18 protein-coding genes are annotated in these 25,536 nt (G+C 66.0%); 11 read left to right on the top strand and 7 right to left on the bottom strand.

What is annotated here, in order from left to right; translation table 11 throughout:
- Positions 1 to 124 precede the first annotated feature (124 nt).
- Together ABL843_RS03885 and ABL843_RS03880 are read left to right on the top strand one after the other, a co-directional pair.
- A complete protein-coding gene (locus ABL843_RS03885; protein ID WP_184634398.1) occupies positions 125 to 817 on the top strand; it encodes a thioredoxin family protein in 693 nt (230 codons plus the stop codon).
- Between the two features lie 131 nt (positions 818 to 948).
- Positions 949 to 2,286: an MFS transporter gene (locus tag ABL843_RS03880; RefSeq protein ID WP_418119033.1), complete on the top strand. Its 1,338-nt coding sequence runs from the start codon at positions 949 to 951 to the stop codon at positions 2,284 to 2,286.
- Positions 2,287 to 2,296: 10 nt separating this feature from the next.
- Here the strand turns inward: ABL843_RS03880 and ABL843_RS03875 are convergent, their stop codons facing one another.
- From ABL843_RS03875 to ABL843_RS03855, 5 genes are all read right to left on the bottom strand, one after another.
- A complete protein-coding gene (locus ABL843_RS03875; protein WP_418119032.1) occupies positions 2,297 to 3,784 on the bottom strand; it encodes a TPM domain-containing protein in 1,488 nt (495 codons plus the stop codon).
- Positions 3,785 to 3,863: 79 nt separating this feature from the next.
- A complete protein-coding gene (locus tag ABL843_RS03870; RefSeq protein WP_418119031.1) occupies positions 3,864 to 5,291 on the bottom strand; it encodes an aldehyde dehydrogenase family protein in 1,428 nt (475 codons plus the stop codon).
- A 28-nt stretch (positions 5,292 to 5,319) separates the two neighbouring features.
- Positions 5,320 to 6,342, bottom strand: a complete 1,023-nt coding sequence (locus tag ABL843_RS03865; RefSeq protein WP_418119030.1) for an alpha/beta fold hydrolase — start codon at positions 6,340 to 6,342, stop codon at positions 5,320 to 5,322.
- A gap of 274 nt (positions 6,343 to 6,616) precedes the next feature.
- Positions 6,617 to 9,103: a phytanoyl-CoA dioxygenase family protein gene (locus ABL843_RS03860; RefSeq protein WP_418119029.1), complete on the bottom strand. Its 2,487-nt coding sequence runs from the start codon at positions 9,101 to 9,103 to the stop codon at positions 6,617 to 6,619.
- Between the two features lie 83 nt (positions 9,104 to 9,186).
- Complete coding sequence (locus ABL843_RS03855; protein WP_418119028.1) at positions 9,187 to 11,589, bottom strand: glycosyltransferase; 2,403 nt, start codon at positions 11,587 to 11,589, stop codon at positions 9,187 to 9,189.
- Between the two features lie 328 nt (positions 11,590 to 11,917).
- On the opposite strand from ABL843_RS03855, the gene ABL843_RS03850 reads away from it, so the two are divergent.
- Genes ABL843_RS03850 through ABL843_RS03830 form a run of 5 tightly spaced genes read left to right on the top strand, consistent with a single transcriptional unit; the run spans position 11,918 to position 18,854 of the window.
- Positions 11,918 to 14,677: a hypothetical protein gene (locus ABL843_RS03850; protein ID WP_418119027.1), complete on the top strand. Its 2,760-nt coding sequence runs from the start codon at positions 11,918 to 11,920 to the stop codon at positions 14,675 to 14,677.
- A 20-nt stretch (positions 14,678 to 14,697) separates the two neighbouring features.
- Positions 14,698 to 15,582, top strand: coding sequence for a UbiA family prenyltransferase (locus tag ABL843_RS03845; protein ID WP_418119026.1), 885 nt, complete (start codon positions 14,698 to 14,700; stop codon positions 15,580 to 15,582).
- 52 nt (positions 15,583 to 15,634) lie between these two features.
- Entirely contained in the window at positions 15,635 to 16,456 is an 822-nt protein-coding gene (locus ABL843_RS03840) for a glycosyltransferase family 2 protein (RefSeq protein WP_418119025.1), read from the top strand.
- Positions 16,453 to 17,838 (top strand): UDP-glucose dehydrogenase family protein, encoded by a 1,386-nt coding sequence (locus ABL843_RS03835; protein ID WP_418119024.1) that lies wholly within the window; start codon positions 16,453 to 16,455, stop codon positions 17,836 to 17,838. The genes ABL843_RS03840 and ABL843_RS03835 overlap by 4 nt, the downstream gene beginning before the upstream one ends.
- Before the next feature lie 5 nt (positions 17,839 to 17,843).
- Positions 17,844 to 18,854 (top strand): UDP-glucuronic acid decarboxylase family protein, encoded by a 1,011-nt coding sequence (locus tag ABL843_RS03830; RefSeq protein ID WP_418119023.1) that lies wholly within the window; start codon positions 17,844 to 17,846, stop codon positions 18,852 to 18,854.
- A 47-nt stretch (positions 18,855 to 18,901) separates the two neighbouring features.
- On the opposite strand, the gene ABL843_RS03825 is transcribed toward ABL843_RS03830, so the two are convergent.
- Positions 18,902 to 19,624, bottom strand: a complete 723-nt coding sequence (locus ABL843_RS03825) for an SDR family oxidoreductase (RefSeq protein ID WP_418119022.1) — start codon at positions 19,622 to 19,624, stop codon at positions 18,902 to 18,904.
- An 85-nt stretch (positions 19,625 to 19,709) separates the two neighbouring features.
- On the opposite strand from ABL843_RS03825, the gene ABL843_RS03820 reads away from it, so the two are divergent.
- The gene (locus ABL843_RS03820) at positions 19,710 to 20,639 is read left to right on the top strand and encodes a LysR family transcriptional regulator (protein ID WP_418119021.1); all 930 of its coding nucleotides are present in this window, start codon (positions 19,710 to 19,712) and stop codon (positions 20,637 to 20,639) included.
- A gap of 12 nt (positions 20,640 to 20,651) precedes the next feature.
- Here ABL843_RS03820 and ABL843_RS03815 read toward each other — a convergent pair whose 3' ends face one another.
- Positions 20,652 to 21,563 (bottom strand): LysR substrate-binding domain-containing protein, encoded by a 912-nt coding sequence (locus ABL843_RS03815; RefSeq protein ID WP_418119020.1) that lies wholly within the window; start codon positions 21,561 to 21,563, stop codon positions 20,652 to 20,654.
- A gap of 173 nt (positions 21,564 to 21,736) precedes the next feature.
- On the opposite strand from ABL843_RS03815, the gene ABL843_RS03810 reads away from it, so the two are divergent.
- The 3 genes from ABL843_RS03810 (at position 21,737) to hemE (ending at position 25,194) form a co-directional block, all read left to right on the top strand.
- The gene (locus tag ABL843_RS03810; protein ID WP_418119019.1) at positions 21,737 to 22,732 is read left to right on the top strand and encodes a tripartite tricarboxylate transporter substrate binding protein; all 996 of its coding nucleotides are present in this window, start codon (positions 21,737 to 21,739) and stop codon (positions 22,730 to 22,732) included.
- A gap of 22 nt (positions 22,733 to 22,754) precedes the next feature.
- Positions 22,755 to 24,020, top strand: a complete 1,266-nt coding sequence (locus ABL843_RS03805; RefSeq protein WP_418119018.1) for a hypothetical protein — start codon at positions 22,755 to 22,757, stop codon at positions 24,018 to 24,020.
- Between the two features lie 64 nt (positions 24,021 to 24,084).
- Positions 24,085 to 25,194, top strand: coding sequence for a uroporphyrinogen decarboxylase (hemE, locus tag ABL843_RS03800; RefSeq protein WP_418119017.1), 1,110 nt, complete (start codon positions 24,085 to 24,087; stop codon positions 25,192 to 25,194).
- Positions 25,195 to 25,536: the final 342 nt, after the last annotated feature.

Genomic DNA, 25,536 nt, shown 5'->3' with positions numbered 1-25,536 from the left:
TTGACGCCGCCCTTTGACGCCGCGCTTTGACCACCGGCCTGACATGGGTTGTCACAAGCACTTGAAGAAACCGTTCTAAGCTGCAGTTGTTGTTTGGAATTTTGTCTTGGAGTTCAAGCTGGCCATGTCTCTCTCGCCAACCGCCGACTCGCGTTCCTTCCGCGCCGCGCGCAACGCCCGCGCCGCCCTGAGCCGGGCCTCCCGCCGTGCCGTCGTCGCCGCCGCCGTGGCGCTGGGCGCCACCTTCCTGATGGGCGGCAATGCCGCCGCAGCGCCCGCAGTGGGCCAGCAGGCGCCCGATTTCGTGGCCGTCGACACCACCGGCGCCAAGCACAAGCTGTCCGATTTCGCGGGCAAGTTCGTGGTGCTCGAATGGACCAACCCCGGCTGCCCCTTCGTGCGCAAGCACTACGGCAGCGGCAACATGCCCGCCACGCAGAAGGCCGCCACCGACAAGGGCGTGGTGTGGCTGGCCATCAATTCCACCGAGCGCGCCGCCACCGACTACCTCAAGCCCGAGGCGCTCGACGCCTGGATGAAGTCGCAGAAGGCCGCGCCCACCGCCGTGCTGATGGACGAGGACGGCCTCATCGGTCAGGTCTACGGCGCGCGCACCACGCCGCACATCTTCATCATCGACCCCAAGGGCACGCTGGTGTACGCGGGCGGCATCGACAGCATCGCCTCGGCGCGGGTGGACGACATCAAGACCGCGACCAACTACGTGAACCAGGCCCTGGGCGAGGCCTTCGGCGGCAGGCCGATCTCGGCTGCCGCCACGCGGCCCTACGGCTGCTCGATCAAGTACAAGACCTGACGGCCGGGCAATTGGCCACACCCGCCGCGCGGCGGTGACAGCTACCTGACCGCCGCAGTCAGGTAGCGGTCGGGGAGCCGCTACTACCCTTGGGCGAGCACATCGCCAGTACTGCCCAAGGGGACAACAAGATGAATCCTGCGCCCAGCGCCGCGCAAAAGGGCAACGCTGCCCGCGCCTCCACCGCTTCCTCCTCCAAGTTCGCCACCGTCCTGCGCGTGACGGGCGGCAACTTCATGGAGATGTTCGACTTCTTCCTGTTCGGCTTCTACGCCACGCAGATCTCGAAGGCCTTCTTCCCGGCCGGCAACGAGTTCGCCTCGCTGATGCTGACCTTCATGACCTTCGGCGCCGGCTTCCTGATGCGGCCGCTGGGCGCGATCTTCCTGGGCGCCTACGTCGACCGCGTGGGCCGCCGCCAGGGCCTGATCGTCACGCTCGCGCTGATGGCGCTGGGCACGCTGCTGATCGCCTGCGTGCCGGCCTACGCGACCATCGGCCTCGCGGCCCCGGTGCTGGTGCTGATCGGGCGGCTGCTGCAGGGCTTCTCGGCCGGCGTGGAGCTCGGCGGCGTGTCGGTGTATCTGTCGGAGATGGCGACGCCGGGCCACAAGGGCTTCTACGTGAGCTGGCAGTCGGCCAGCCAGCAGGTGGCCATCGTCGTGGCGGCCGCGCTGGGCTACTGGCTCAACGTGACCTTCACGCCGCAGGAGATCGGCGACTTCTACTGGCGCATTCCCTTCTTCGTGGGCTGCCTGATCGTGCCGGTGCTGTTCATCATCCGCCGCTCGCTGCAGGAGACCGAGGAGTTCATGGCGCGCAAGCACCGCCCCGACGCGCGCGAGATCTTCCGCTCGATGGTCGCCAACTGGGGCCTGGTCATCGCCGGGATGATGCTGGTGTCGATGACCACCGTGTCGTTCTACCTGATCACCGTCTACACCCCCACCTTCGGCAAGGCCGTGCTGCACCTGAGCACCACCGACGCGCTGATCGTCACGCTGTGCGTGGCCATCTCCAACTTCATCTGGCTGCCGGTCATGGGCGCGCTGTCCGACCGCGTGGGCCGCAAGCCGCTGCTGATCCTGTTCACGGTGCTGACCATCCTCACGGCCTACCCGGCGCTCAAGTGGCTGGTCGGCGAGCCCAGCTTCGCGCGCATGCTCGCGGTCGAGCTGTGGCTTTCCTTCCTCTACGCCAGCTACAACGGCGCGATGGTGGTCGCGCTCACCGAAGTGATGCCCGTGAGCGTGCGTACCGCCGGCTTCTCGCTGGCCTACAGCCTGGCCACCGCGCTCTTCGGCGGCTTCACGCCGGCCATCGCCACGGGGCTGATCGAGATGACCGGCGACAAGGGCGCGCCGGGTCTGTGGATGACGGCTGCCGCCGTCTGCGGGCTGATCGCGACGCTGGTGCTTTACAGGCGCAACGTAAACCCGGCCGACGCGCGGCGCGTGCCGGTGGTCTGAGCCCGGGCGGCTACCAGCTGCCGGAGGCCCCGCCTCCGCTGCTGGAGCCGCCACCGCCGGACGAGGAGCTGTCCGAAGAACTGCTACTGCTGCTCGAAGAACTGCTCGACGAGCCGCTGCTCCAGCCGCTGTCGGAGTTGTCGCCATCGCTGCTGCCCGAACCGAAGATCGGGAACACGAACATGAACAGCAGCGCGAGGACGCTCACAACGGCCACCGGGATCCACGTCTCGTCGTAGAACGGTCCGGGCTTGGTGATCACCACCGCCGCGGCCACCGCGCCCAGCACGACGATCCAGCGAACCACGAACCCGAGCACGCTGCCGTCCCGCCAGGTGTTGCGGATGCCAAAGGCGATGACCGTGAGCAGCAGGCCCGCGCCGCCGAGCGCCAGCGCCCAAAGAAAGCCTGGCCAGAAAGCCTCGGCCCCGACCACGAAGGCGACGCACACCAGCGTGGCGATCACCGCGGCGATGCTGCCCAGCACATAGGCAACTTCCTTCACGCGCCCGCACAGGTAGCCGAGGCCATAGAGGAAGAGCGCGGGAATGGCGAGGACCCACGCCATGAAGGGATTCAGCAGCACGGCCGCCCCGCCCAGCGGACCCGCGCCGACGAGGCCGAGCACGAGCCGCCAGTCGCGCGGCTTTCGGGGGGCTTCGGGCTCGATCTCCTGCAGCGCCTCGGCCCAGGGCTCTGGCCGCTGCAGGCGCCGCCCTCGCTTGCCCGAACGCTTGCCGCGCGAGGATTGCCGCGAGCTGCGGCGGCGCGTGGCGACGAGCGGCCCCGCGCCGAGGCCATGCCACGCCCCCACGCCGATGCTCCACAGCATGACGCCGAGGAAGGCCTTTCCTTCGCTCGTGAGGCCTCCGCCGGATGACGTCGGCTCGCGCACGGCCTCTTCATCCACCGGCGGCGGCGCGGACGCTGTATCCGACGCGAGCGTGTCGGGCCAGGACTGCGCCGCCGCCGGCGCGCCGATCAGCTGCGACAGCGCACGCACCGCGGCCTGCACGCCGCCCGCGTAGTCGCCGCTGCGAAAGCGCGGCGCCATCTCACGGTCGATGATCGCGGCGGCCTGGATGTCGGTGATCGCGCCCTCGAGGCCCTTGCCGACCTCGATGCGCATCCTGCGGTCCTTCAGCGCGACGAGCACCAGCACGCCGTCGTCCTCGTCCTTGCGGCCCAGCTTCCAGTTCGCGAACACGCGCGTGGCGTACTGTTCGATCGCCTCCCGGCCGGTCGTCGGCACGATCAGCACCGCGAGCTGCGCCTGCGTGCTGCTCTCGAGCTCCGAAATCTCCTGGCGCAGCGCATCGGCCTCTTGCGCGCCCAGCGTGTTCGTGAGATCGACCACGCGCGTCTTCATCGGCGGCACGGGCACCAGGGTCGTCTTCGTCTGCGCGAACGCCGGGCATGAGCCCAGCGCGATGCACAGCAAGATCAGGACGCAGAAGAGCCGCGCCCAGGCCCCCGATTGCCTCCTGCCGGCGTCCAAGGCGGCGGAAGCGGATTCTGTAGAAAGCATGAGGCAGGATAGCGCCTGCCCCACCCCTCCTTGCCGGCCCCGCCCAGCTTCAGCCCGGCTGCGCGACAGCCACCGTCTTCGGCTCCAGGAAGGCCTCCATGCCGAAGAGCCCGAATTCCCTGCCGATGCCCGACTGCTTCACGCCGCCGAACGGCGCGCTGAGTTCGGGCGTGACGCGGTTGACCAGCACCGTGCCGGCGCGCAGCCGAGAAGCCACATCCAGCGCGCGGTGCGGCTGCGACGAGAAGACATACGCCTGCAGGCCGTACGGCGAGTCGTTGGCGATCTCCACCGCTTCGTCCTCGCCGTCGTAGCCGATCACCGAGAGCACCGGCCCGAAGATCTCCTCGCGCGCGATGTCCATGTCGTTGCGCACGTTCGCGAACACGGTGGGACGCACGAACCAGCCCTTGTCGAAGCCATCCGGGCGGCCCTCGCCGCCGGCCACGAGCGTCGCACCCTGTTCGAGCCCGCGGCGGATGTAGCGCTGCACCCGCTCGAACTGCGCCTTGCTCGCCAGCGGCCCGACCGCGGTGGCGGGGTCGCGCGGATCGCCCACGCGCATGGCCGCAGCCGCCGCGCGCAGGATCTCGATGGCCTGCGCCATCTGCGCGTTCGGAATCAGCAGGCGCGTACCCGCCACGCAGGCCTGGCCGTTGTTCATGAAGGCCGCGCCCAGCGCCATGGGCAGCACCGCCGGCAGGTCGGCATCGTCCAGCACCACGGTGGCCGACTTGCCCGAGAGCGCGAGGCTCACGCGCTTGAGCGTGTCCAGGCCCGCGCGTGCGATGAGCTTGCCGGTGGCCGTGGAGCCGGTGAACGAAATCTTGGCGATGGCCGGATGGGTGGCGATCTCGTCGCCCACGTCGCCGCCGCGCCCGAGCAGCACGTTGACCGCGCCCGCCGGCAGGCCGGCCTCGTGCAGCGCCTCGGTCACGACCTGTGCCTGCAGCGCACTGAACTCGCTGGGCTTGATCACCGATGCGCAGCCCGCGGCGACGGCCGAGGCCAGCTTGCTGCAGATGCTCCCGGCGGTGCTGTTCCAGGGCGCGATGAGGCCGGCCACCCCGACCGGCTCCATGCGCACGATGGCGTCGCCCATGCGGCGCTCGAACTCGTAGCCCTCCAGCATCCGCGCCGTGTCGGCAAAGCATTGCGAGGCGTAGTTGCTGACCCAGCGCGAGCGCGCCAGCGGGCCGCCGTACTCCTCGATGGTGGCTTCGCAGATCTGCTCGGTGCGCGCGAGCACGGCGGCTTCGAGGCGCCTGAGCATGTCGATGCGCTGCGCCTTGGTACTGGCCGCCAACACTGGCAGCGCCCGGCTCGCGGCTTCGATCGCGCGCTTCGCGTCGTCGCGGTTCGCCAGCGTCACGGTGCCGATAGGCTGGCCGGTGGCCGGGCTGACGATCTCCAGCCGCTCGCTGCCCTGCACGGGCACGAAGGCGCCGTCGATGTAGGCCTGATGGATGTTCCACATGGCGATTGCTCCTGAGCTCCAGGCTTCATCAGCCTCGCGCGGCATCGATCACGGCCTTCGTGAAGGCCTCGGGCGCTTCCTGCGGCAGGTTGTGGCCGATGCCGCCGCTGACCAGCCGATGCTCGTAGCGCCCCGAGAACTTCTTCGCATAGGCGCTGGGTTCCGGATGCGGCGCGCCGTTGGCGTCGCCTTCGAGCGTGATGGTGGGCACGCCGATCACCGGCGCCTTGGCGAGGCGGTCCTCCAGCGCCTGGTACTTCGCCTCGCCTTCGACGAGGCCGAGTCGCCAGCGATAGTTGTGGACCGTGATCGCCACGTGGTCGGGGTTGTCCAGCGCCACGGCGCTGCGTTCGAAGGTGGCCGCGTCGAAGTTCCACTTGGGCGACGCCGTCTGCCAGATCAGCCTGGCGAAGTCGTGGCGGTTCTTCTCGTAGCCCGCGCGGCCGCGCTCGGTCGCGAAGTAGTACTGGTACCACCACTGCAGCTCGGCCTGCGGCGGCAGCGGCACCTTGCCGGCCTCCTGGCTGCCGATCAGGTAGCCGCTCACCGACACCAGCGCCTTCACGCGCTGCGGCCACAGCGCGGCCATGATGCAGGCCGTGCGCGCGCCCCAGTCGCAGCCGGCGACGGTGGCGACCTGGATCTTCAGCGCGTCCATCAGCGCGATGATGTCCACCGCGACCACCGACTGCTGCCCGTTGCGCGGCGTGTCCGCCGACAGGAAGCGCGTGGTGCCGTAGCCGCGCAGGTACGGCACGATGACCCGGAAGCCCGCCGCCGCGAGCGCCGGAGCCACGTCGACGAACATGTGGATGTCGTAGGGCCAGCCATGCAGCAGGATCACCGGCGCGCCGTCGGCCGGACCCGCCTCGTAGTAGCCGATGCTGAGCGTGCCGGCATCGATGCTCTTGAGCGGCTCGAGGCGCCTGGAAGACGAGCCTGTGGCCGCCTGCGCGAAGGCCGGCGTGAGCGCTGCGAGCTGCGCGGCCGCGGCACCGAGGGCCGTTGCGGCGAGAAAGCTTCTGCGGGGCAGTTGGAACGACGATGTCATTGGATTTCCTGAGTGACTGAGGGTGGTGGAAGGGCTGACAGGTTCCAATGTCGCCCCTCGAACCGCCATTCACCCGGTCCAGCGTATCGCTCTGTATCTGCCGCCGCTTTTTCAACAAAACATTTCGTTGTGCGAGCTGATGTGCCGACGCGCAGTTCGCCAAAAGGACTGTCAAGCCAAAGCCAATCCGCTCGATTCGGAGGATCGTCATTCGAGGCAGGCACCGCGCGGCCACCTCACTCATCCCAGCTGGAGTGGGTCGAGTTCCGGCCAGTCAGCGCCTGCGCCCACGCAATGCGTCGACAAGGCTACGAAGCGGACGGGTGATCCGCCAGGAGTTCGATGCGTGGATGGCTTCAATGGTCGACGCGAGATGCGACGCGCGCATATGCAGCCCTTGCAGCTGCTCTTTCGTTTCACCCAACGCCCGATTGAGCGTCAGGATTTCCGATCGCATCTGGGTTGTCGCGGCGACCAGTCGCCTATTTTCCTCGCGCGAATCACCCTGGCGCAGTTTGGTCACTTCCGCTTCGAGGCTCCTGGCATAAATGGTCGCTTCGTTGAGCGACCCTTGCAGCCGATCATGCGCATCGCTCAGGCTCAAGGCGTATTTCTCGGCCTCGTTGGCCTTTTCCGTCTGGGCAGCCTGCTCCACGCGCATCTGCTGCACGAAAGGGTCCGGCGTCGCATCAAGTTCGCCGTAGACGACCGGAAAACGATTTCCGGTGAGGATGCCTCGCGTTCGTGCATCCATGCAGCACATCGTGAACGCGCGCCGCGGCACGGGCGAGGGATTGATGCCGGAACGGTGGATCAGCCAGTTGTGCAGAAGTACTGCGTGTCCCGAGGGAACCTCGAGCGGCATCACCGCTTCAGGAGGGCAATGCCGCTGCGCCTGCGCATCGGTCAGCGTGCTGCCCTGCAGGCTCAGGAGGCCAAGCCGATGAGACCCCGGGATGGCGTGCATGCAGCCATTGGCTTGCGTCGCCGCATCCAGCGCCACCCAGATCGTCACCAGGGGGTCGCGGTCGAGTTGCCACACCGTTCCGCCGTCCTGGTGCCAGGGCAAGTGAGTTCCCTGGCCCGCGGGTTTGTTCATGATCATGGCGCGGAAGATCGACACGGCGGCGTGCCGGCCGTACATCTGTGCACAGATCTCGCGGAACAGCGGCCGGTCGATCAGTGCGGCGAACAGATCATCGGATTCCAGTCCCTGGATCTTGCGATAGAGATGCGTGCCATGGTCGAAGCGAGCCACTGCGTCCGGCAAGGCTTCGTACTCGCCACCAGTGTCGTGCTGCATCTGGATCGCCGGGTTGACGACGTGGCCAAGTGCCAGCGCATCCGCACGCTCCTGCAAGGCCTGAACCTGCTGCGCATCGAGCACCTGCCCCAGATGCAGGTAGCCATCGCGCCAGAATTTCTGCCAGTCGGCTTCGGTCAGCATCATTCGGTTTCTTTCGTCCTCGACAACGGAGGGAGGGTTGCTGCTGGATGCTCGGCCGGAGTGCGCGGCAGATTGCGTCGGCGCAGCGGCGGCTCTTGCCCGTGCGAGGCGGGCCGGACGAGGCGGCGGCACCGCCACACCCGAGGTGATCAACCGGGCCAATGCCTGTCGGCGCAGTTGCTCTTCATCGACATTGAGTCGAGCGTGCGCTTCGATGGCTGCGCGGCTTTCAGCGCGGCGCCTCCACAGGTCGATCAGCCGGGAGGTGAGTTGTCCCTGCAGGACCTCGCTGATGCCGCACGCGGCATCAGCGCACTCGAAGTGATCCAATGCACCCTGCAGCTTCGTGCGGGTGTACTCGTCGACCCAGACGCCCATGCACGGGACACCACCCGCAAGACCGAAGACGAGGGGGTGATAACGAGAGCTCACGATCAGCTGCGCCTGCGCAGTCAACCGCGCGACGTGGCTGGCGGGCAGCACCGGCAGAAGATGCAGCGTGACCGTGCGCATGCGACGGGCCAGCGACCGGCCGATGTCCTCGTCCGACCAGGGTGCCCCCATCGCGGCGGAAGCCCTGGCATGCGGAATGAACACCAAGTGGCATTTCGTGCGCAGCGCCGCCTGCTCCAGCTGCGTTGCCAGTTGATCCAGCACGGCATCGTCGCCGTCGGGGCCGACCAGCGGATGAAAGGTCACGCCGATCCAGGACTCGCTTTCGGGAAACGGCAACGGCGGCACAATGCCTTCAGCCTCGCGCGCGAGATCGTGCGCATCATCTAGCTGATACGAAAGACGGCCCAACGGTGCACCAAGTTCCAGCGCAAGCTCGAAGCTCGGCGCCTCTCGAAGCCCGATCCATGAGGCGGCATCCAGAATCTCCGACACCATCTCTCGATGCCTCGGCGTCAGCTCCGGGCCGAGGGTCTGTCCGAGAAGGATCACCGGTGCGCCGTTGGCGACGGCCCTGCGGCAGAGTGCCAGACGTTCGTAGATGCACGCCGGCCAGTTGCTTCGGAGGTTGCCGCCGCCGGAGATGATCAGGCCATCCGAAGCATCCAGCAGCGCCGAAAAGGCCGGCGGCGTGGCCCCTGTCCAGTGGCTGTGCGAGAGCCGTGCGAGCAGCTCTTCGCGCTCCTCCTCGGAAGCGCAGTTCTCGAACCCCAGGCGGGGGAGAGCACGAATGCCGTAGGTTTCCGCGGTAAATGCCGGATCGGCGGACACGGCACACAGTTCAGCATCCGAAGCCACGGCTCGCAACAGATTCACATTGCTCTCGAGCATGGCTTCATCGCCGGCGTGATAGCTCCCCATGCCTCCGATGTCTCCAATCAGAGTCCACCGCCGCGGTCCCGGGATCGTGCGACGGCTAGCGCGGGCGAGCACGAGGCTCTCGTTCAACATGCAGCGATTTCCCTTGCAGCGACGACCGGCGATGAGATTTCGTCCAGCCGTTGGCGCATCCTTTGCGCGCAGGCTTCAGTGCCGAACCGGGCGCGCAGTTGCTCGCGCGCGGCGTGGGCACGCTGCTCGGCTTCGTCTCGATGGTGGAACACCTGGCGCATCTGCCACGCAGCATGGCCTTCGTCCGGCTCCGCCCAGACCTGCCCCTCGTGGAATGGATAGTGGCCTTCTGGCACAGGCACCAGCTTGAAATCCACCGGCCAGCCGGTATGCCGAGAGACCAGTTCGGTCGTGGCCGAGTAGTCCGTGGCAATCACCGGCTTGCCCAGCACCATCGCTTCGGCGATGAGCAGCCCCAGCCCTTCACTGCGGTGCAATGAGGCCACGGCATCGCAGCAGGCGATCAGCTGCAAGGTTTCTTCGCGCTCCAGGGTGCGTTCGATCAGCACGATGTCGGGGTCGTCGCGCAGCGACTCGCGCAAGGCGCGACCATGCTCTGCAACAGCCTCCGCATTGAGCGTCTTGATGACCAGCGCCACCTTGGGGTGCGCACCATCGCGGCGAAAGGCCTGCCGGAACGCGCGCACCAATGCCATCGGGTTCTTGCGCTCCATGAATGAAAGAAAGTCGAAGGAGAAGAAGAACAGGAATGTGTCTTCCGGCAGACCGAAGCGCGCTCTGCCGACAGGCGGCGGCGCGTCGAACGCCAGTGGCAGAGGCATATGCAGCACTGGCTTGCCGAGCTTGCGCGCCAGCATGGTCTGGATGAAGCGCGTCGGCGCCCAGACCTCGTCGACCAGGTCGAATGCCTGAAGCCACGGCGCAGGAAAGCCCTCGAGCTCCCAGAACGGCATGACCGCACGATAGGCGTCCGGTCGTACCGACGAGCCCAGATGCTCTATGACCGCTGGCAACTGGTCGGCATTCACATTGAAGATCTGTACCGGCGCAGCGGTGCTTTCGTCGAGGCAGGCTTCCAGCGAATAGTCCACCGCCGCGGACAGCGAGTTCAGGCGAATGGGCAGGCCGCGAGCGTCGAAGCCTGCGTGCCGCAAAGCGCGCAGGACCTGCCGGCCGGCCTCGCCCACGCCCAGGGCAAGGCGCAGATAGCCGACCACGGAGACCTCCGGCGCCGGCTGCCCGCGCCTTGCCGGCGGCAGACGCCTGCCGGCGAAAGATTTGACCCCGGCACGCAGCGCCACGGGTTCGATCAGGCGCCCATCCATCAGCACGCTGCGGCCATGGCGGATGTACCAGTCGAGGTAGTCGGCGACGCCCTCCTGTCTGCTCAGATCGAAGGTGGACCGCAGCCAGGGCTCACGCTGGTGCAGATAGGCCATCAGCTGTGTCACATAGCCCGAGTTCGATGCACAGCTTTGCGCACATGGCAGCTGCAGGTATTCCTCATAGGTTTCGAACGGGTCGCCGCCCGACCATCGCAAATGCCGTTCGCGGAACATTCGCCGCACCGTGTCGGGTATCAGTGTGCCGGAAGTGAATCGGCCATAGGCATAGGTGGCCTTGGGCACGCGGCCGTGCCCGTTGGCCAGTACCCGTTGCGTGTAGCCGCGTATCAATGCGAGCAGCAAGGACGAGACAGCCTCGTCGCGGAATGCATCGGTGTGCCTGGACAAGCGCCGGAGATCGGTCGGATCGATGCCGCTGAAATGAAAGAACCGCAGTGGTGCCCCGTCCACAAGCCATTCGCCGGGGCCGCCGCCGAGCGTTCGCTGCTGGAGGTTCCAGTACGCTACGTTGTAGGCGGTATCCCGGAGGATGCGGGCACCGCCTGCAAAGCCGGGCACGAGGTCCATGAACTTCTGGTCCACGAAGATGCCGCGCTCTGGCTCGTTGACGCATTCGTGCAGGAGGCGCCGGGACCACCACCCAAGAATGCGATCCGCCTCCTCGCACGCTCCCACGCCGAGGAAGCCGAGGTTGTAGACGCCTGCCCGCATGATTCCAATGTCGTTCGGGAATGCCTCCTGCTCCGAGGGCTGAGTCAGGTGCGGCGTGAGAACAAAGGACGCTCCCGCATCGAGCAGCTCGAACACACCTTCGAGCGGCGCGAATACTTCAATGTCCGGGTCAAGGTAGACGATGTGTTCGTGGCCGCGCTCGACAAGGTGCGTGAACATGAACGGCTTGACGGCCGTGTTGAACTCCATGATGTCGTAGCGAAACGCGAATTCGCGGAAGTCCGGAATGCCCAGAGCGTCGGCCGTGACCACTTCGCAGATACCCGGGTAGAACCCGGCATCCACCAGCTTCTCGTCTGCAAGGCACAAGTAGATCGCGGCTTCCGGATGGTGCCGCCTAGCGCTTTCGAGCAGTACCCGCGCCATGGGAAGGTAGTTGTTCGAACAGACGGTGAAAAACGCGCGGGGGCAGGCCATCGGACACTTTGTGCTTTGCGCCTCCCGGGCTCGATGCAGGTCGCATGGGACATCGGCAGCAACTGCGTCTGATCGGCACTGGAATCAGGGGGCGAGTCTAAGAATGTTACTTGAATGTGACATGAATCCAATCGCCCGATGCCACTTCAGCAGCCCGTCTTTCGCTGGCATCTCCCTCTGTTGGAGTCTCTTGCCATATGAATTGGAACTGCGCAATCACCTCTTGAGGTGACCCCGAGGAATCCCGTACTCCTGGAACGCAGTTGCATAATCCGCCCCCTGCAATGAAACCGCCGCTATCGGGCGGAACTGGCAGCAAGAAGAAAACATGGCGATGAGCGGATTGGTGCCCAGGCGGCCGGAGGGCGATGCAGAACGGCAGAGGCGGGCCGCATCGTCCTTTCGAGACATCGTGATTGCATTGCTGCTGGCGGCCGTGTCGTTCCTGATCTTCAACTCCAACGGCCGCCTGATCTCGGCCGGCGACACATACCCGGCACGGTATCTGCCGTTCTCGATCCTGACAAATCACAGCGTATTGCTGGACCCGGTCGCCCGCATCGTTGCGCAGGGCCGATCACTCCCCAAAGCCGAAGTTGACGACGGCACGGCGTTCTGGATCATGAAAGGACGCGACGGACGGCTCGTCTCCAGGTTTCCGCTCGTCGTCCCGGTGGTCGTCTCCCCGCTCTACCTGCCGGCTGTGAGCTATCTCGAGAGCATCGGATGGGATCCGCACGTCTTCGACAAGATAGCCCGTGTCATGGAGAAGCTGTGCGCCTCCCTGATCACCGCTACATCGGTGGCCTTTCTCTATCTGCTGCTGCGCAGGCGCAGTTCTCCCCGCACCGCGGCCGCCCTCAGCATCGTCTTTGCATTCGGTACCACGGCCTGGGTGATCAGCAGCCAGGCGCTGTGGATGCATGGCCTTGCCCAGTTCCTCATCATCACGACGATGTGGCTGATCACCGGGCCGAGCACGCTGACTCGCGTGATGCTGGCCGGTTTCCTGTGCGCGCTGATCGGCGCAAACCGGCAGCCTGATGCCTTGCTGGCCGCAGCGATAGGTCTCCTGGGGCTGCGATGGGCCGGGAAGAGATGGCCATGGTTTGTCCTTTCGGGCGCCGTCCCCTTCATCCTGACCTTGGTCTACAACCTGGGAACGGTGGGGCATGTGGCGGGCTCCTATGGCCTGAGCGTCCACATCAAGGACATCAACGACAACGTAGCGGAGGGCGTTGCCGGCCTGCTATTCAGCCCGACGCGCGGGCTGTTCGTCTTCTCGCCCTTCCTGTTGTTCGTGCCTTGCCTGATCGTCCATGCACTCCGGGACCGCAGCGTGCGGGACCTGACGATCGCGCTGTGCGTGGCCATGGTGGCACTGGTCGCAGGCTACGCGGTGGTCGATTGGCGCCAAGGCATCGCATGGGGGCCGAGGTGGCTCTCGGACATGGTTCCATTGCTCATCTGGATGCTCCCTCCCATCCTGGCCGCCATATCGCGGGCCGGACGCGCACTGTTCGCCGCGACATGCGTTCTTTCCATCGCCATCCAGATCGTCGGGGCCTTCTGGTACACCGGTACCGCCGATGCGGCGATGCTCGCCGGGCAGGACGAAGGCCGCATGAAACCCATGTGGGAACTGCGCAACGCCCCCTTCATCGCCGAGTTGAAGCATCCGCGCGCTCCGGCGGATCTTTTCGTCGACATGCGCGGCAATGTGGACCTGATCGACATTGTCGAGGCTGTCGTCCCCCATCCCGTCGACGGGGAGCGGGTGGAACGGCAACTCGACGTCGCCGGATGGGCACTCGTGGATTCGAGTTCGCCCCATGATGTCGCAGTGCTGATCGATGGCATCGAAGCGGCGGGAACGAGTCACTTCTTCGAGCGCCCCGATGTACGGGCGACGGTAGGCGTGGAAAGCCCTGCCGGGTGGCGGCTGCGCGCTCCCGTGAGCCAGCTGCAGCCAGGCAAGCACCTGCTGTCCGCCGTGGTTCGCGCACGCGCCGGCGGCGACGTCCGCGTTCTGCGCGAACGCACCTTCGAGTTGCCCGCCGAGAGCACCGCCGAACCGCGGGAACGTTTCCTCGCTCATGCCTCCCGGGTAGCGGTCGAGCGCATTGCTCAGGGGCAGCAGACGCAAGGCTACTGGCTGACTTCATTCACCAAGGCGGCACGCTTCGACTCCCCCGAGCCCGAGCTCAATACCTACCTCAACGCGATCATGCTCGACATCGCGACGCCGATCGCTGCCGCAGCTCAGATGCAGGAGATGCTCGCAAGAGCAAGGAGCTATCTCAGCAGCCAGATAGAGGCCGACGGCCTCGTGCGCTATCACGGCAGGCCCGATGCCCCGACCATCGGCGTGCTCGGATGCGCCATCACACCCGACTCGGACGACACCGCCCTGACGTGGCGCGTGGCGCCGGGCGAAGACCGGACCCGGCTGACAGCAGCGCTTCGCGCCATCAAGCAGTTCCGTACCAGTGACGGGCTGTATCGCACATGGCTCGCGCAGCGCTCCGACTTCCAGTGTCTGGACCCCGGCTCGGACCCCAATCCGGCGGACATCGGCATCCAGATGCACGTGTACCTGATGCTGGCCCAGGAGGATCCGCCGGCAGCTCGCGCGCTGTGCCAGGCGCTCATGCGACGCTCCGACGACGCAGGCATCTGGGTCTACTACTCGGGAGCACCACCCATGGCCGTGCTGCGGCTCGGGGACCTGCACCGCGCAGGCTGCCCATTGGAATTGCCGGCCTCCCGCCTGCAACCCACCGATCCTGCCCAGGCAACGTGGGTACGTGCGGCTTCGCTCATCAATCAGATGAACGACAAGCCGCAAAGCCCGGCAGTGCAAGCCGAAGCGACACAGCTCTTGCTGAAGCTCGCATCCAACGATTTCGCAGCGCTGCGCAGCAATCCCCCACTGCTGTATCACAACGACCTGACTGCCACGGTCCGTCGGTACTACTGGTCGCAGGAGGTCGGTTACGCACTCTGGCTGAGGCTCCATTACGCGACCCGAGGAGTCGGCTTGCTTCCGGAGCCTTTGCACAAGACCGCCGGAGCCGCGGGCCGATGACCCGACCGGAGGTCAAGCCCATGCCCGCACCGGCACGCCTCGCTTCGCTGCGGCGCCTGCTGTCGTGCATCCGCATCGACGAAGTCTGCGTCCTGCAGGGAGCGCCGGTGATCGGCGCGTGCTTTGCAATGACTGACTTCAATGTCTCGACCTTGCTCACGGTTGCCGCACTGGTTCTCGGCAATCTCCTGCTGGTCGCGCACGTCTTCGTGCTCAACGATTGGTCGGGCATACAAGGCGATCTCAGGGATCCGACACGCGCCACCTGGACCTATGTGGCCAAGGGTGAGGATTCCGCCAGGATCGGCGGCCTGGCGCTGGTTCTGCTTGCTCTCAGCCTGCTGGTCTTTGCACTTATCAATCGGAGTTCACTGGTCATCGCATCGACCATCGCCGCCCTGAGCGCCATCTACTCGGTGAAGGGAGTCCATGGCAAGGGCGTGCCGCTGCTGAGTTCGCTGCTTCATCTTTGCGGCGGCACGCTCCACTTTCTTCTCGGGTACGCCGCGCTGTCTTCGAATTCACTGCACGGCGCAGCCATCGGCTGCTACTTCGGACTCGTATTCGCCGCAGGGCATCTGACTCACGAGACCCGTGATCACGATGGTGATCTGCGCAATGGCATCCGGACGAACGCTGTCGCATTCGGCAGGAAAAAAACCTTCTTTGCCAGCCTGCTCCTGTTCAGCGCCGCTTACATGTTGCTGACCGCACTCGCACTGCTCGGTCTGGTCCCCCGCGTGCTGGTGTTGGTTATCGTGCCGTACGCCATTCATCTGCGTGCTGTCTGGCGAACCTTGCGGGACGGTCTTACTTATCCGAACATCCGCCGGCTGCAGACGGTCTACAGGAACATCCACGCGGTCATTGGACTGGTGCTGCTGGCCACTGTTCCGCCGTGGTAACTGCATTGGCATGCTTCAACGAACCCACGGCACTCTTCGCACTTCGAACTTCATGCTTTCCATCGTGATTCCCGTCCTGAACGAGGTCCACACGCTTCCGAGCGTCCTCGTTGCCGTCTCGAAGGTTCTTCCCGCGGTGGAGAAGGAAATTCTCCTGGTGGACGATGGCTCCGTGGATGGAACCCGCGAGTGGATCAAGGCCTGCTTTCCCGGCGAATGGCGCCAGGCGTCGCCCCTGGAACTGGGGAAAGATGGAAGTCTTGTCCCTGGAAGTGCATCGACGGCGGCTCCGATCACCGTACGAGCGTTCTTTCACGAGCGCAACCAGGGCAAGGGAGCGGGCCTGAACACCGGGCTGAGGGCAGCAACCGGAGAAGTCGTCGTCATCCAGGATGCCGACCTCGAGTACGACCCAACGGACTGGGCCGTCATGTACGACCTCATCGTCAATCGAAAAGTCGCGCAAGTGGTCTATGGATCGCGTTTCAAGGGCAGGCGCATCGGGCGCGCACGCTTCATTTCCGTTCCCCAGGTAGCAGCGAACTGGCTCATCTCGACGCTGTTCGCGCTCTTCTATTGGAAGCGGCTTTCCGACATCGAGGTCTGCTACAAGATGTTCACCAAGGAGGTGAAGAACACGCTGAACGTCACCTGCGCCGATTTCGGATGCGAGATTCAGATGAGTGCACAGATCGTTCGCGCCCGCCGATGGAAGATCTGCGAAGTACCTATCGGTTATCGGGGCCGCACCTCCGAAGAGGGCAAGAAGATCAACTGGCGCGATGGAATCAAGGCGCTCTGGTACCTCCTTCGCTTCCGCTTCTGCAGCCCGGGGCTATCGCCGGGCAGCGGCATCCAGCGGCCCGCTTCATGAAGATCTCGGTCCTTGGTGCCGGCTATGTGGGCCTTACCACAAGCAGTTGCCTTGCGGAAATCGGCAACGAAGTCCTCTGCTTCGACATCGACGAAAGCAAGACGGAATTGCTGCGCGCTGGCGGTATTCCGATCCATGAGGACGGACTGCCACAACTCATGGCGCGCAACGTGCGCGCCGGCCGGCTCGACTTCACGACCGATGCGGCGCGTACCGTACAGCATGGAGAGGTGATCTTCATCGCTACCGGAACGCCAGCCGGTGAAGATGGCAGCGCCGACCTGCAATACGTGCTCGCCGCGGGAAGCAGCATCGGCCGGCATATGCGGGAGCCCAAGGTGGTGGTGATGAAATCCACCGTCCCCGTGGGTACTGCAAGCAGGCTGCGCGCAGTCATCGAGGAAGAACTCTCGCGGCGACGCTCGAGCGCCAACCATGAGGCCGACAGCGGCTCGACGAGCCTCTCATTTGCTGTGGTTTCGAATCCCGAGTTCCTGAAGCAAGGTGCCGCTGTCGCAGACTTCATGCAGCCTGATCGCATCGTGCTCGGCAGCGAGCCCGGCGAATCGGGGCGGTGGGCCCGCGAGGTCATCACCCGGCTCTATGCCCCCTTCAATCGCCAGCGCGACCGGATGGTCCACATGAGCGTCGAGTCGGCAGAGTTCACGAAGTACGCCGCCAACGCGATGCTTGCCACCCGCATCAGCTTCATGAACGAACTCGCGAACCTCGCGGAGAAGGTAGGCGCCGACATCGAGCAGGTGCGCTGCGGCATCGGTTCGGATCCGCGCATAGGCTACGGCTTCCTGCATGCGGGCCTTGGCTATGGTGGCAGTTGCTTCCCCAAGGACGTGCAAGCGCTCGTGCATACCGCGGCCACCCACGGCCAGCGCTTGCAGGTACTGGAGGCAGTGCGCGCGGCTAACGACGCGCAGAGGCAGGTGCTGATAGAAAAGATAGTCCGCCGGTTCGGCGAGGATCTGCGAGGGCGTCGCTTCGCTGTCTGGGGCCTGGCGTTCAAGCCCGGCACCGACGACATGCGCGATGCGCCGAGCCGCGTCGTGGTGAAAGGCCTGCTCGCGCGCGGAGCGGAAGTGGTAGCGCACGATCCTGTCGCCGCTTCCGAAGCTCGCAAGGCGCTTGCGAGCGACCTGCGGGCACTGCCCGATCTGGCGCGCCGGCTGGATTACGCCGACGAAGCCATGCAGGCGGCGAACGGCGCCGATGCATTGGTGATCCTCACGGATTGGAAGACATTCAAGAACCCGGACTTCAGCACGCTGAAGACGCTGCTCAGGCAACCGCTGATCTTCGACGGTCGCAACCTCTACAACCCCGAGATCCGGCTGCAGGGTTTCGACTATCAGGCCATCGGCCGCTGAAAAACATGCTGGAAGAACGCCCCTCACGCGCCCCTGGAGACCAGCACCGGATTCTGGTGACCGGCGGCGCGGGGTTCCTGGGCAGCCACCTTTGCGAGCAGCTTCTCGCCCTAGGACACGACGTACTGTGCGCGGACAATTTCTTCACCGGAACTCGTCGCAATGTGGAGCACCTGCTGAGTGATCCGCACTTCGAACTGATCAGCCACGACGTGATCCAGCCGCTCGATGTTGAAGTCGACCGGATCTACAACCTCGCCTGCCCCGCCTCTCCGGTTCACTATCAGCGGGACCCGGTGTACACCACCAAGACCATCGTCCTGGGAGCCTTCAACATGCTGGACCTCGCCAAGCGACAGGGCGCACGCATCCTGCAGGCATCGACCAGCGAGGTGTATGGAGATCCCGGCGTGCATCCGCAGCCGGAGAGCTATTGGGGCAATGTCAACCCGGTTGGCGTTCGAAGCTGTTACGACGAGGGCAAACGCTGCGCCGAGACTTTGTTCTTCGACTACCACCGGCAGCACGGCGTGGACATCCGCGTGGCTCGGATATTCAACACCTACGGCCCCCGGATGCATCCCGAGGACGGACGCGTGGTGCCGAACTTCGTCGTGCAGGCTCTGCGCGGAAACCCCATCACCATCTACGGCAATGGCCTCCAGACACGAAGTTTCTGCTTTGTCGATGATCTTGTCGAAGGACTCGGCAGGTTCATGGAGGCCAATCCTGGCGGACCCGGGCCCGTGAACATCGGCAATCCCGCTGAGGTCACGGTGCGCGATCTTGCGCAGCTCATCATCGATCTCACGGGGTCTTCGTCGAAGCTGGTCTTCGCACCGCTGCCGCCTGACGATCCGACGCAGCGCCGGCCTGATGTGAGTGCTGCAGCGCAGATGTTCGGCTGGCAGCCAGGCGTGCAGCTGAGAGATGGCCTGCGCAAGACGATCGCGTATTTCGACGGATTGCTATCGGCTGGCGAATTCCTGCCGCTCCGACGCGAACGCGTTCGATGACGCCGTCCTCCTATGGACGCTGACGCAACGCGTGATGCGTGCCTTCTTCACACCAGCCGCAGCCCCCCATCGCACTCGACGACCGTCCCCGTGGTGTAGCCGTTCTCGATCAGGAACTGGATCGCATGCGCCACGTCCTGCGGCCGCCCCACTCGGCCGACGGGCAGCATCTCGACCTGCTGGCGGAACAGGTCGTCCTTCATCGCGGCGGGCACGCGGTTCCACCAGGGCGTGTCGACCAGGCCCGGCGACACCGCATTCACGCGGCTCGGCGCCAGCTCGCGCGCCAGGCTGCCCACCATCGCCTCGATGGCGCCGTTGATAGCCGCCAGCCCCGAGGTGCCGGGCAGCGAGTTGCGCGCGGAGATCGCCGTCACGAAGGTCAGGCTGCCGCCCTTGCGCAGCACGCGCGCGCCGGCCTGCGCCGCTTCGAGCTGCGGCCAGAACTTGGCCTCGAAGCCGCGGCGCAGCGACTGCAGGTCGAGCTTCGCGAATTCGCCCGCGCCCTCGCCGCCGCTGAGCGTCAGCACCAGGTGATCGACGGGGCCGGTCTTGTCGAAGAAGGCATCGAGCGCGCCGCAGTCGCAGGCGTCGAAGGCCTGGCCGCTCACATTCGCGCCCAGGCCGGCTATCGCTTCCTGCAGCTTGCCGTTGTCGCGGCCGGTCGCGATCACGCGCGCGCCGGAGGCCGCCATGCGCCGCACGGTCTCGAGGCCCACGCCCGACGAGCCACCGACCACCACCACTGTCTGCTGCTGTTCCAAAGCCATGACGACTCCTTTTTTGAATGTCCGATGAAAGAAAGACAAGCTCAGGTTAGGGAGCGCGGCACTATCATTCAAATCGTTTGGATCCATGGAATACATCAACGAAAGTGATTTCAGGCGGCTCGACCTGAACCTGCTGCTGGTGTTCCACGCGCTGCTGCACGAACGCAGCGTCACGCGCGCGGCGCAGCGCCTGTTCATCGGCCAGCCCGCACTGAGCGGCGCGCTCAAGCGCCTGCGCGCCGCGCTGGGTGACGAGCTCTTCGTTCGCACCTCGCACGGGATGACGCCCACGCCGCGCGCGCTGGAGCTCGCGCGCGTCATCGAGCCGCTGCTGCTGTCGCTGCAGCAGGCGCTGCATGCGCGGCCGGCGTTCGACCCGGCCAGGGCCGAGCGCGTGTTCCGCGTCGGCCTGAGCGACGCGCTCGAAGTGGCGCTGATGCCGCGGCTGATGCAGCGGCTGGCCGAGGAAGCACCGGGCGTGCGGCTGGTGGCGCGCGCAGCCGAGCGCACCAATGCGCCGGCCATGCTCGACGCGGCCGAGATCGAACTGGCGGTGGGCGTGTTCACCGACTGCGCCGCATGGCACCGGCAGCGCGCGCTGTTCGGCTGGCACTTCGTCTGCGTCTACAACCCCGCGCTGGTGAAGGTGCGCGGCAAGCGCATCACGCTGCAGGAGTACCTGCGCCACCCTCATCTGCTGACCTCGTTCAGCGCCGACCTCAGCGGCCTCGTCGACGAGCTGCTGCGCGAGCAGGGCCACACGCGCAAAGTCGTCTTCTCCAGCCGCAACTTCGCGACCAGTCCCTTCATCGTGCGGCAGATGCCCGCCATCACCACCGTGCCCACATTCGCCGCCTCCACCTGGCGCGACGAGCTCGGGCTGGCCGTGAGCCCGCTGCCCTTCGAGTCGCCGGCCTACGAGGTGTCGCTGCTGTGGGCGGCCACGCACGACGGCGATCCGGGGTTGCAGTGGCTGGGCGGGCTCATGGCCGATGTGTTCGGCGGCAAATCGTAGTGCGGACGGGCGCTAGGCTTCCTTCGGGCGCCCGAACTCGCGGAAGTACGCCTTCAGCAGCCTCACGAACTCCTCCGCGATGGCCGAGGGCGCCGACTGCGGCGAGAAGGCCATCGAGACCTCGACCGGGCAGCGCGGCATCAGGGGCAGCACCTTCAGGTCGCGCGCGAATACCGAGGCGACATAAGGGTTGACGATGCCGATGCCGGTGCCCTGCGCGGCCATCATGCAGATCGTGACCGAGTAGGTCGTCTCGACCGTCGCCGCCGCCTCGATGCGGTGCCGCTGCAGCGTTCCCAGGAACTGCTGGTGGATCTCGTCGTCGGCATTGAGGGTGAGCAGCACCTGGTCCTTCAGGTCGCGCACGTGCAGCCCCGCGCGGGCCGCCAGCGGATGCCCCGGATGCACCACGCACACCGCGTTGGCCCGGTGCAGCGAGACCGGCTCGATCTGCGGGTCGTTGATCTCCGAAGTGGTCAGCGCCACGTCGTACAGGCCGTAGAGCAGCCCTTCGCGCAGCGGATGCGAGCCCACGGTCTGCAGGTTGACGTGCACCTCGGGATGCAGCTTCGAGAACGCATGGATCACCCTGGGCATCACGCTCAGACCGAGCGCCGGCGTGCAGCCCAGGCGCAGCGAACCCGTGCCCGACTTGCGCATGACCGCCACGCTCTGCTCGATGCGGTCGAGCCCGAGGAAGTGGCGCTGCACCGTGTCGAACAGCTGCCGCGCCTCGTGCGTGGGCCTCAGCCGCCCCTTGTGGATGTCGAACAGCTTGAGCTGCGTGGCGTTCTGTACCTGCGCCAGCAGGCGGCTCACCGAAGGCTGCGTGGTGTGGAGCATGGCCGCGGCCGCCGTGGTGGTGCCGGTCTGCATGACCGCGCGGAACGCCTCGATCTGGCGGAAGTTCAATGGTCGCGACATCCCCGGACTCTCCTTGCACGCGCTCGTTCACGCATCCGCCAGGCCATATCGTTTCTGCATAGCCTGGCGACAAAACTGAATTTTCCAGAATGATGCCGCGTTCCTAGACTGCGCCCATGCCCCACCACTCACCGCAACCACAAGCCCCCAGGGGGTCGCCGCAAGGAACACGCATGAAACAGGAGCAACGGCCGCGCAGGGCCTTCGGACTCGGCCTTCTGGGACTGGCCCTCGGCCTTGCTTCGGCAGCCTCGACCGCATCGGAGCCGAAGGCCTGGCCCGAGCAGATGATCCGCCTCGTGGTTCCCTTCACCGCCGGCGGCAGCTCCGACGTGCAGGCCCGCATGCTCGCCGACCGCCTAGGCAAGCTCTACAGGCAGCCCGTGGTGGTCGAGAACCGACCCGGGGCCGGCGGCCACATCGGCGGCAAGTTCGTCGCCGACGCGCCAGCCGACGGCTACACGCTGCTGCTCGGATCGATCGGGCTGCACGCGACCTACGGCGTCTTCAAGAAGCTCAACTACGACCCCGCGCGAGACCTGAAGGTGGTCACCGTGCTCGCCGAGATGCCGCACGTGGTGGTCGCCACGCCCTCGCTGCCCGCCAACGACCTGAAGCAACTGGTGGCGCTGGCGCGCAAGGCGCCGGACAGCATCAACTTCGGCTCCGCCGGCGTGGGCTCGTCGGTGCACATGATCGGCGAGCTGTTCAAGATCACCGCCGAAGCGCCGATCACGCACGTGCCCTACAAGGGCAGCTCGGCCGCCCTCAACGACCTGCTGGCCGGGCAGATCCAGCTGATGTTCGAGAACCCGCCAACCACGCTGGCCCACATCCGCGGCGGCAAGCTCAAGGCGCTGGCCGTTACCGGCAAGACTCGCCTGCCGGCGCTGCCCGATGTGCCGACGGCGATCGAGGCCGGCTTCCCCGCATTCGAGGCCACCTCGTGGACCACGGTGGCGGTGGGCGCGAAGGTGCCCGACGCCATCGCCGACAGGCTCAACGCCGACATCCGCAAGATCGTCACGTCGCCGGAGTTCCGCCAGGGCCTCGCGGACCAGGGAATGACGCCGGTGGCCAACACGCGGGATGTCGCGACGCGCTTCGTCGCGTCAGAGAAAGTGCGCTGGGACAAGGTGATCCAGCAAGGCCACATTGCCGCGGAGTGAGCCGATGCAGGACGTGCTTTCCATGAACACCCGGCCCACCCCATGCCGCCGCGTGGGAGCGGACAACCCCAACCACCACTTCTTCGGCTACTACAACAAGAGCACCTGGGACCGCAGCGGCCGCTACCTGCTCGCGCAGCAGGTGCCCTGGATGGACACCGAGCTCCAGCCGGCATCCACCGCCCGCATCGGCTACTTCGACCTGCGCGACAACGACCGCTTCCACCTGCTGGACGCCACCACGGCCTGGAACTGGCAGATGGGAAGCCAGCTGCAATGGCTCGACGGCGCACCGGGGCGCCAGCTGATCTACAACTGCCGCACGGACGATGCCGATGCGCTCTACCCCGGATTCGGATCCACCATCGTCGACCTCGACTCCGGCGCGCGCCGCGTGCTGCCGATGCCGGTCTACGTGGTCGCGCCAAGCAGCCGCTATGCCTTGAGCGTGGACTACCGGCGTCTCTACGTCACGCACAGGACCATCGGCTACAGCGAAGCCAGCGGCCCCTTCCAGCTGCCGCTGGCGCCGGACGACGACGGCGTCCACGCCATCGACCTCGCCACGGGCGCTACGCGCCTGCTCGTCAGCTACCAGGACCTGCGGCGTTTCCATCCCCGCGCGTCGATGGACAAGGCCATCCACTGGGTTAGTCACATCGAGATCAACCCCTCGTCCTCGCGGGTGCTGTTCCTGCACCGCTGGACCGAGCGGGTGGAGGACGAGACCTGCTTCCTGCACCGGCTCGTCACGATGAATCCCGACGGCTCCGACATGCGCCTGCTGGAGTGCTCCGACCATCCGCTGCCGCAGCTCGCGGACGACTTCGACCCGAACGCTGTCGGCACCTTCGACTACGAGAAGTCGGAGTACCAGATCTCGCATCCGCTGTGGCGGGACGACGAGCACATCGTCGTCTGGGGGCCTCACGCCGGGAAGATCGGCTACCACCTCTACCAAGACAGCGTCGGCGGCGAAGTGAAGGCGATCGGCGAAGGCGTGCTGGTGGAGAACGGCCACATGAGCTTCTCGCCCGTGAACCCGCGCTGGCTGCTGAGCGACACCTATCCCGACGCGCGGACGCATGAGCGCGTGCTTTTCCTGTTCGACATGGAAACCGGCCGGCGCCACGACCTCGGCAGTTTCTACGCCACGCCCGCGCTGGGCAAGGAGAACCGGTGCGACCTGCATCCGAGATGGAGCCGCGACGGCAGGCAGGTCTGCATCGACTCCGTGCATGAGTCGCAGCGGCAGATGTACATCGTCGACGTGTCGGCAATCGTGTGAGGCAGCGCACGGGGTCGGCCGGCGTCGCCGCGCCGCGCCCGGGAGGGCCTGCGACAATCGCCCAATGCCCTTCGCCCCCCTGCAAAACGACACTTTCCTGCGAGCCTGCTGGCGCCAGGCCACCGACCACACGCCCGTCTGGCTGATGCGCCAGGCCGGCCGCTACCTGCCGGAGTACGTGGCCACCCGCGCCAAGGCGGGCAGCTTCATGGGGCTTGCCACCAACACCGGCTACGCCACCGAGGTCACGCTGCAGCCGCTGGAGCGCTATCCGCTGGACGCTGCCATTCTTTTCTCCGACATCCTGACGGTGCCCGACGCGATGGGCCTCGGCCTGTCGTTCGAGGCCGGCGAGGGCCCTCGCTTCGCGCGCCCGGTGCGCGACGAGGCGGCGGTGGGGGCGCTAGAGGTGCCCGACATGGAAAAGCTGCGCTATGTGTTCGACGCCGTCGCCTCGATCCGCAAGGCTCTGAACGGCCGGGTGCCGCTGATCGGCTTCACGGGCAGCCCGTGGACGCTGGCCTGCTACATGGTGGAAGGCGCGAGCTCCAGCGACTACCGGCTGGTCAAGAGCATGCTCTACGGCCGCCCCGACCTGATGCACCGCATCCTCGCGGTCAACGCCGACTCGGTGGCCGCGTATCTCAACGCCCAGATCGACGCCGGCGCGCAGGCCGTGATGGTGTTCGACAGCTGGGGCGGCGTGCTGGCCGACGGCGCGTTCCAGGAGTTCAGCCTCGCCTACACCGCCCGCGTACTGGCCGGCCTCAAGCGCACCGGCGCCGACGGCCAGCCGGTGCCGCGCATCGTCTTCACCAAGGGCGGCGGCCTGTGGCTGGACGACATGCGCGCGCTCGACTGCGAGGTGCTGGGCGTGGACTGGACCGTCAACCTGGGCGCCGCGCGCCGCAGGGTCGCAGAGGGCACGGACGGCACGGCCAAGGCGCTGCAGGGCAACATCGACCCGAACGTGCTGTTCGCGCCGCCCGCGCAGATCGAGGCCGAAGTGGCCAAGGTGCTGGAAGCCTTCGGCAAGCCGCATGCCGACCGCACGACCCAGGGTCCGACGCACATCTTCAACCTGGGCCACGGCATCAGCCAGTTCACGCCGCCGGAGCACGTGGCGGCGCTGGTGGCCGCGGTGCACGCGAAGTCGCGGGCGATGCGTGGCTGAAATTGTTATCGGCCTGAACCGGTCGGCGCAGGCGCAGCAGCCTTGAGAAGTCGGCCCGCGGCCGTTTGTCAAGCGCAAAAACGGTATATGCATCCGCACTTATGCACAAAACACGTGTTGCAGTGCGCAAGATTTCCGGGTTACCCATCTTCCTTGCTTCCAAAGAGATAGCAAAGCTAAGTCGTTGATTTATATAGAGTTTGAACTTTGCTTTTTTTCCGGGCAATCCAGCCGGAGCCTTGATTTTCAAGGCTTGGCAGCGAGTCCAGCCCGCTTGTCAACAAAGTTATCCACAGGAACTCTGGATGAGGCCCAAAGCGCTGAAAAATCAACGACTTAAGC

Source organism: Variovorax sp. 350MFTsu5.1, assembly GCF_048302515.1.
Taxonomy (GTDB): Bacteria; Pseudomonadota; Gammaproteobacteria; order Burkholderiales; family Burkholderiaceae_C; genus Variovorax; species Variovorax guangxiensis.
The sequence above is the reverse complement of the archived record's forward strand: the minus strand, read 5'-3'. Positions and strand labels throughout refer to the sequence as shown.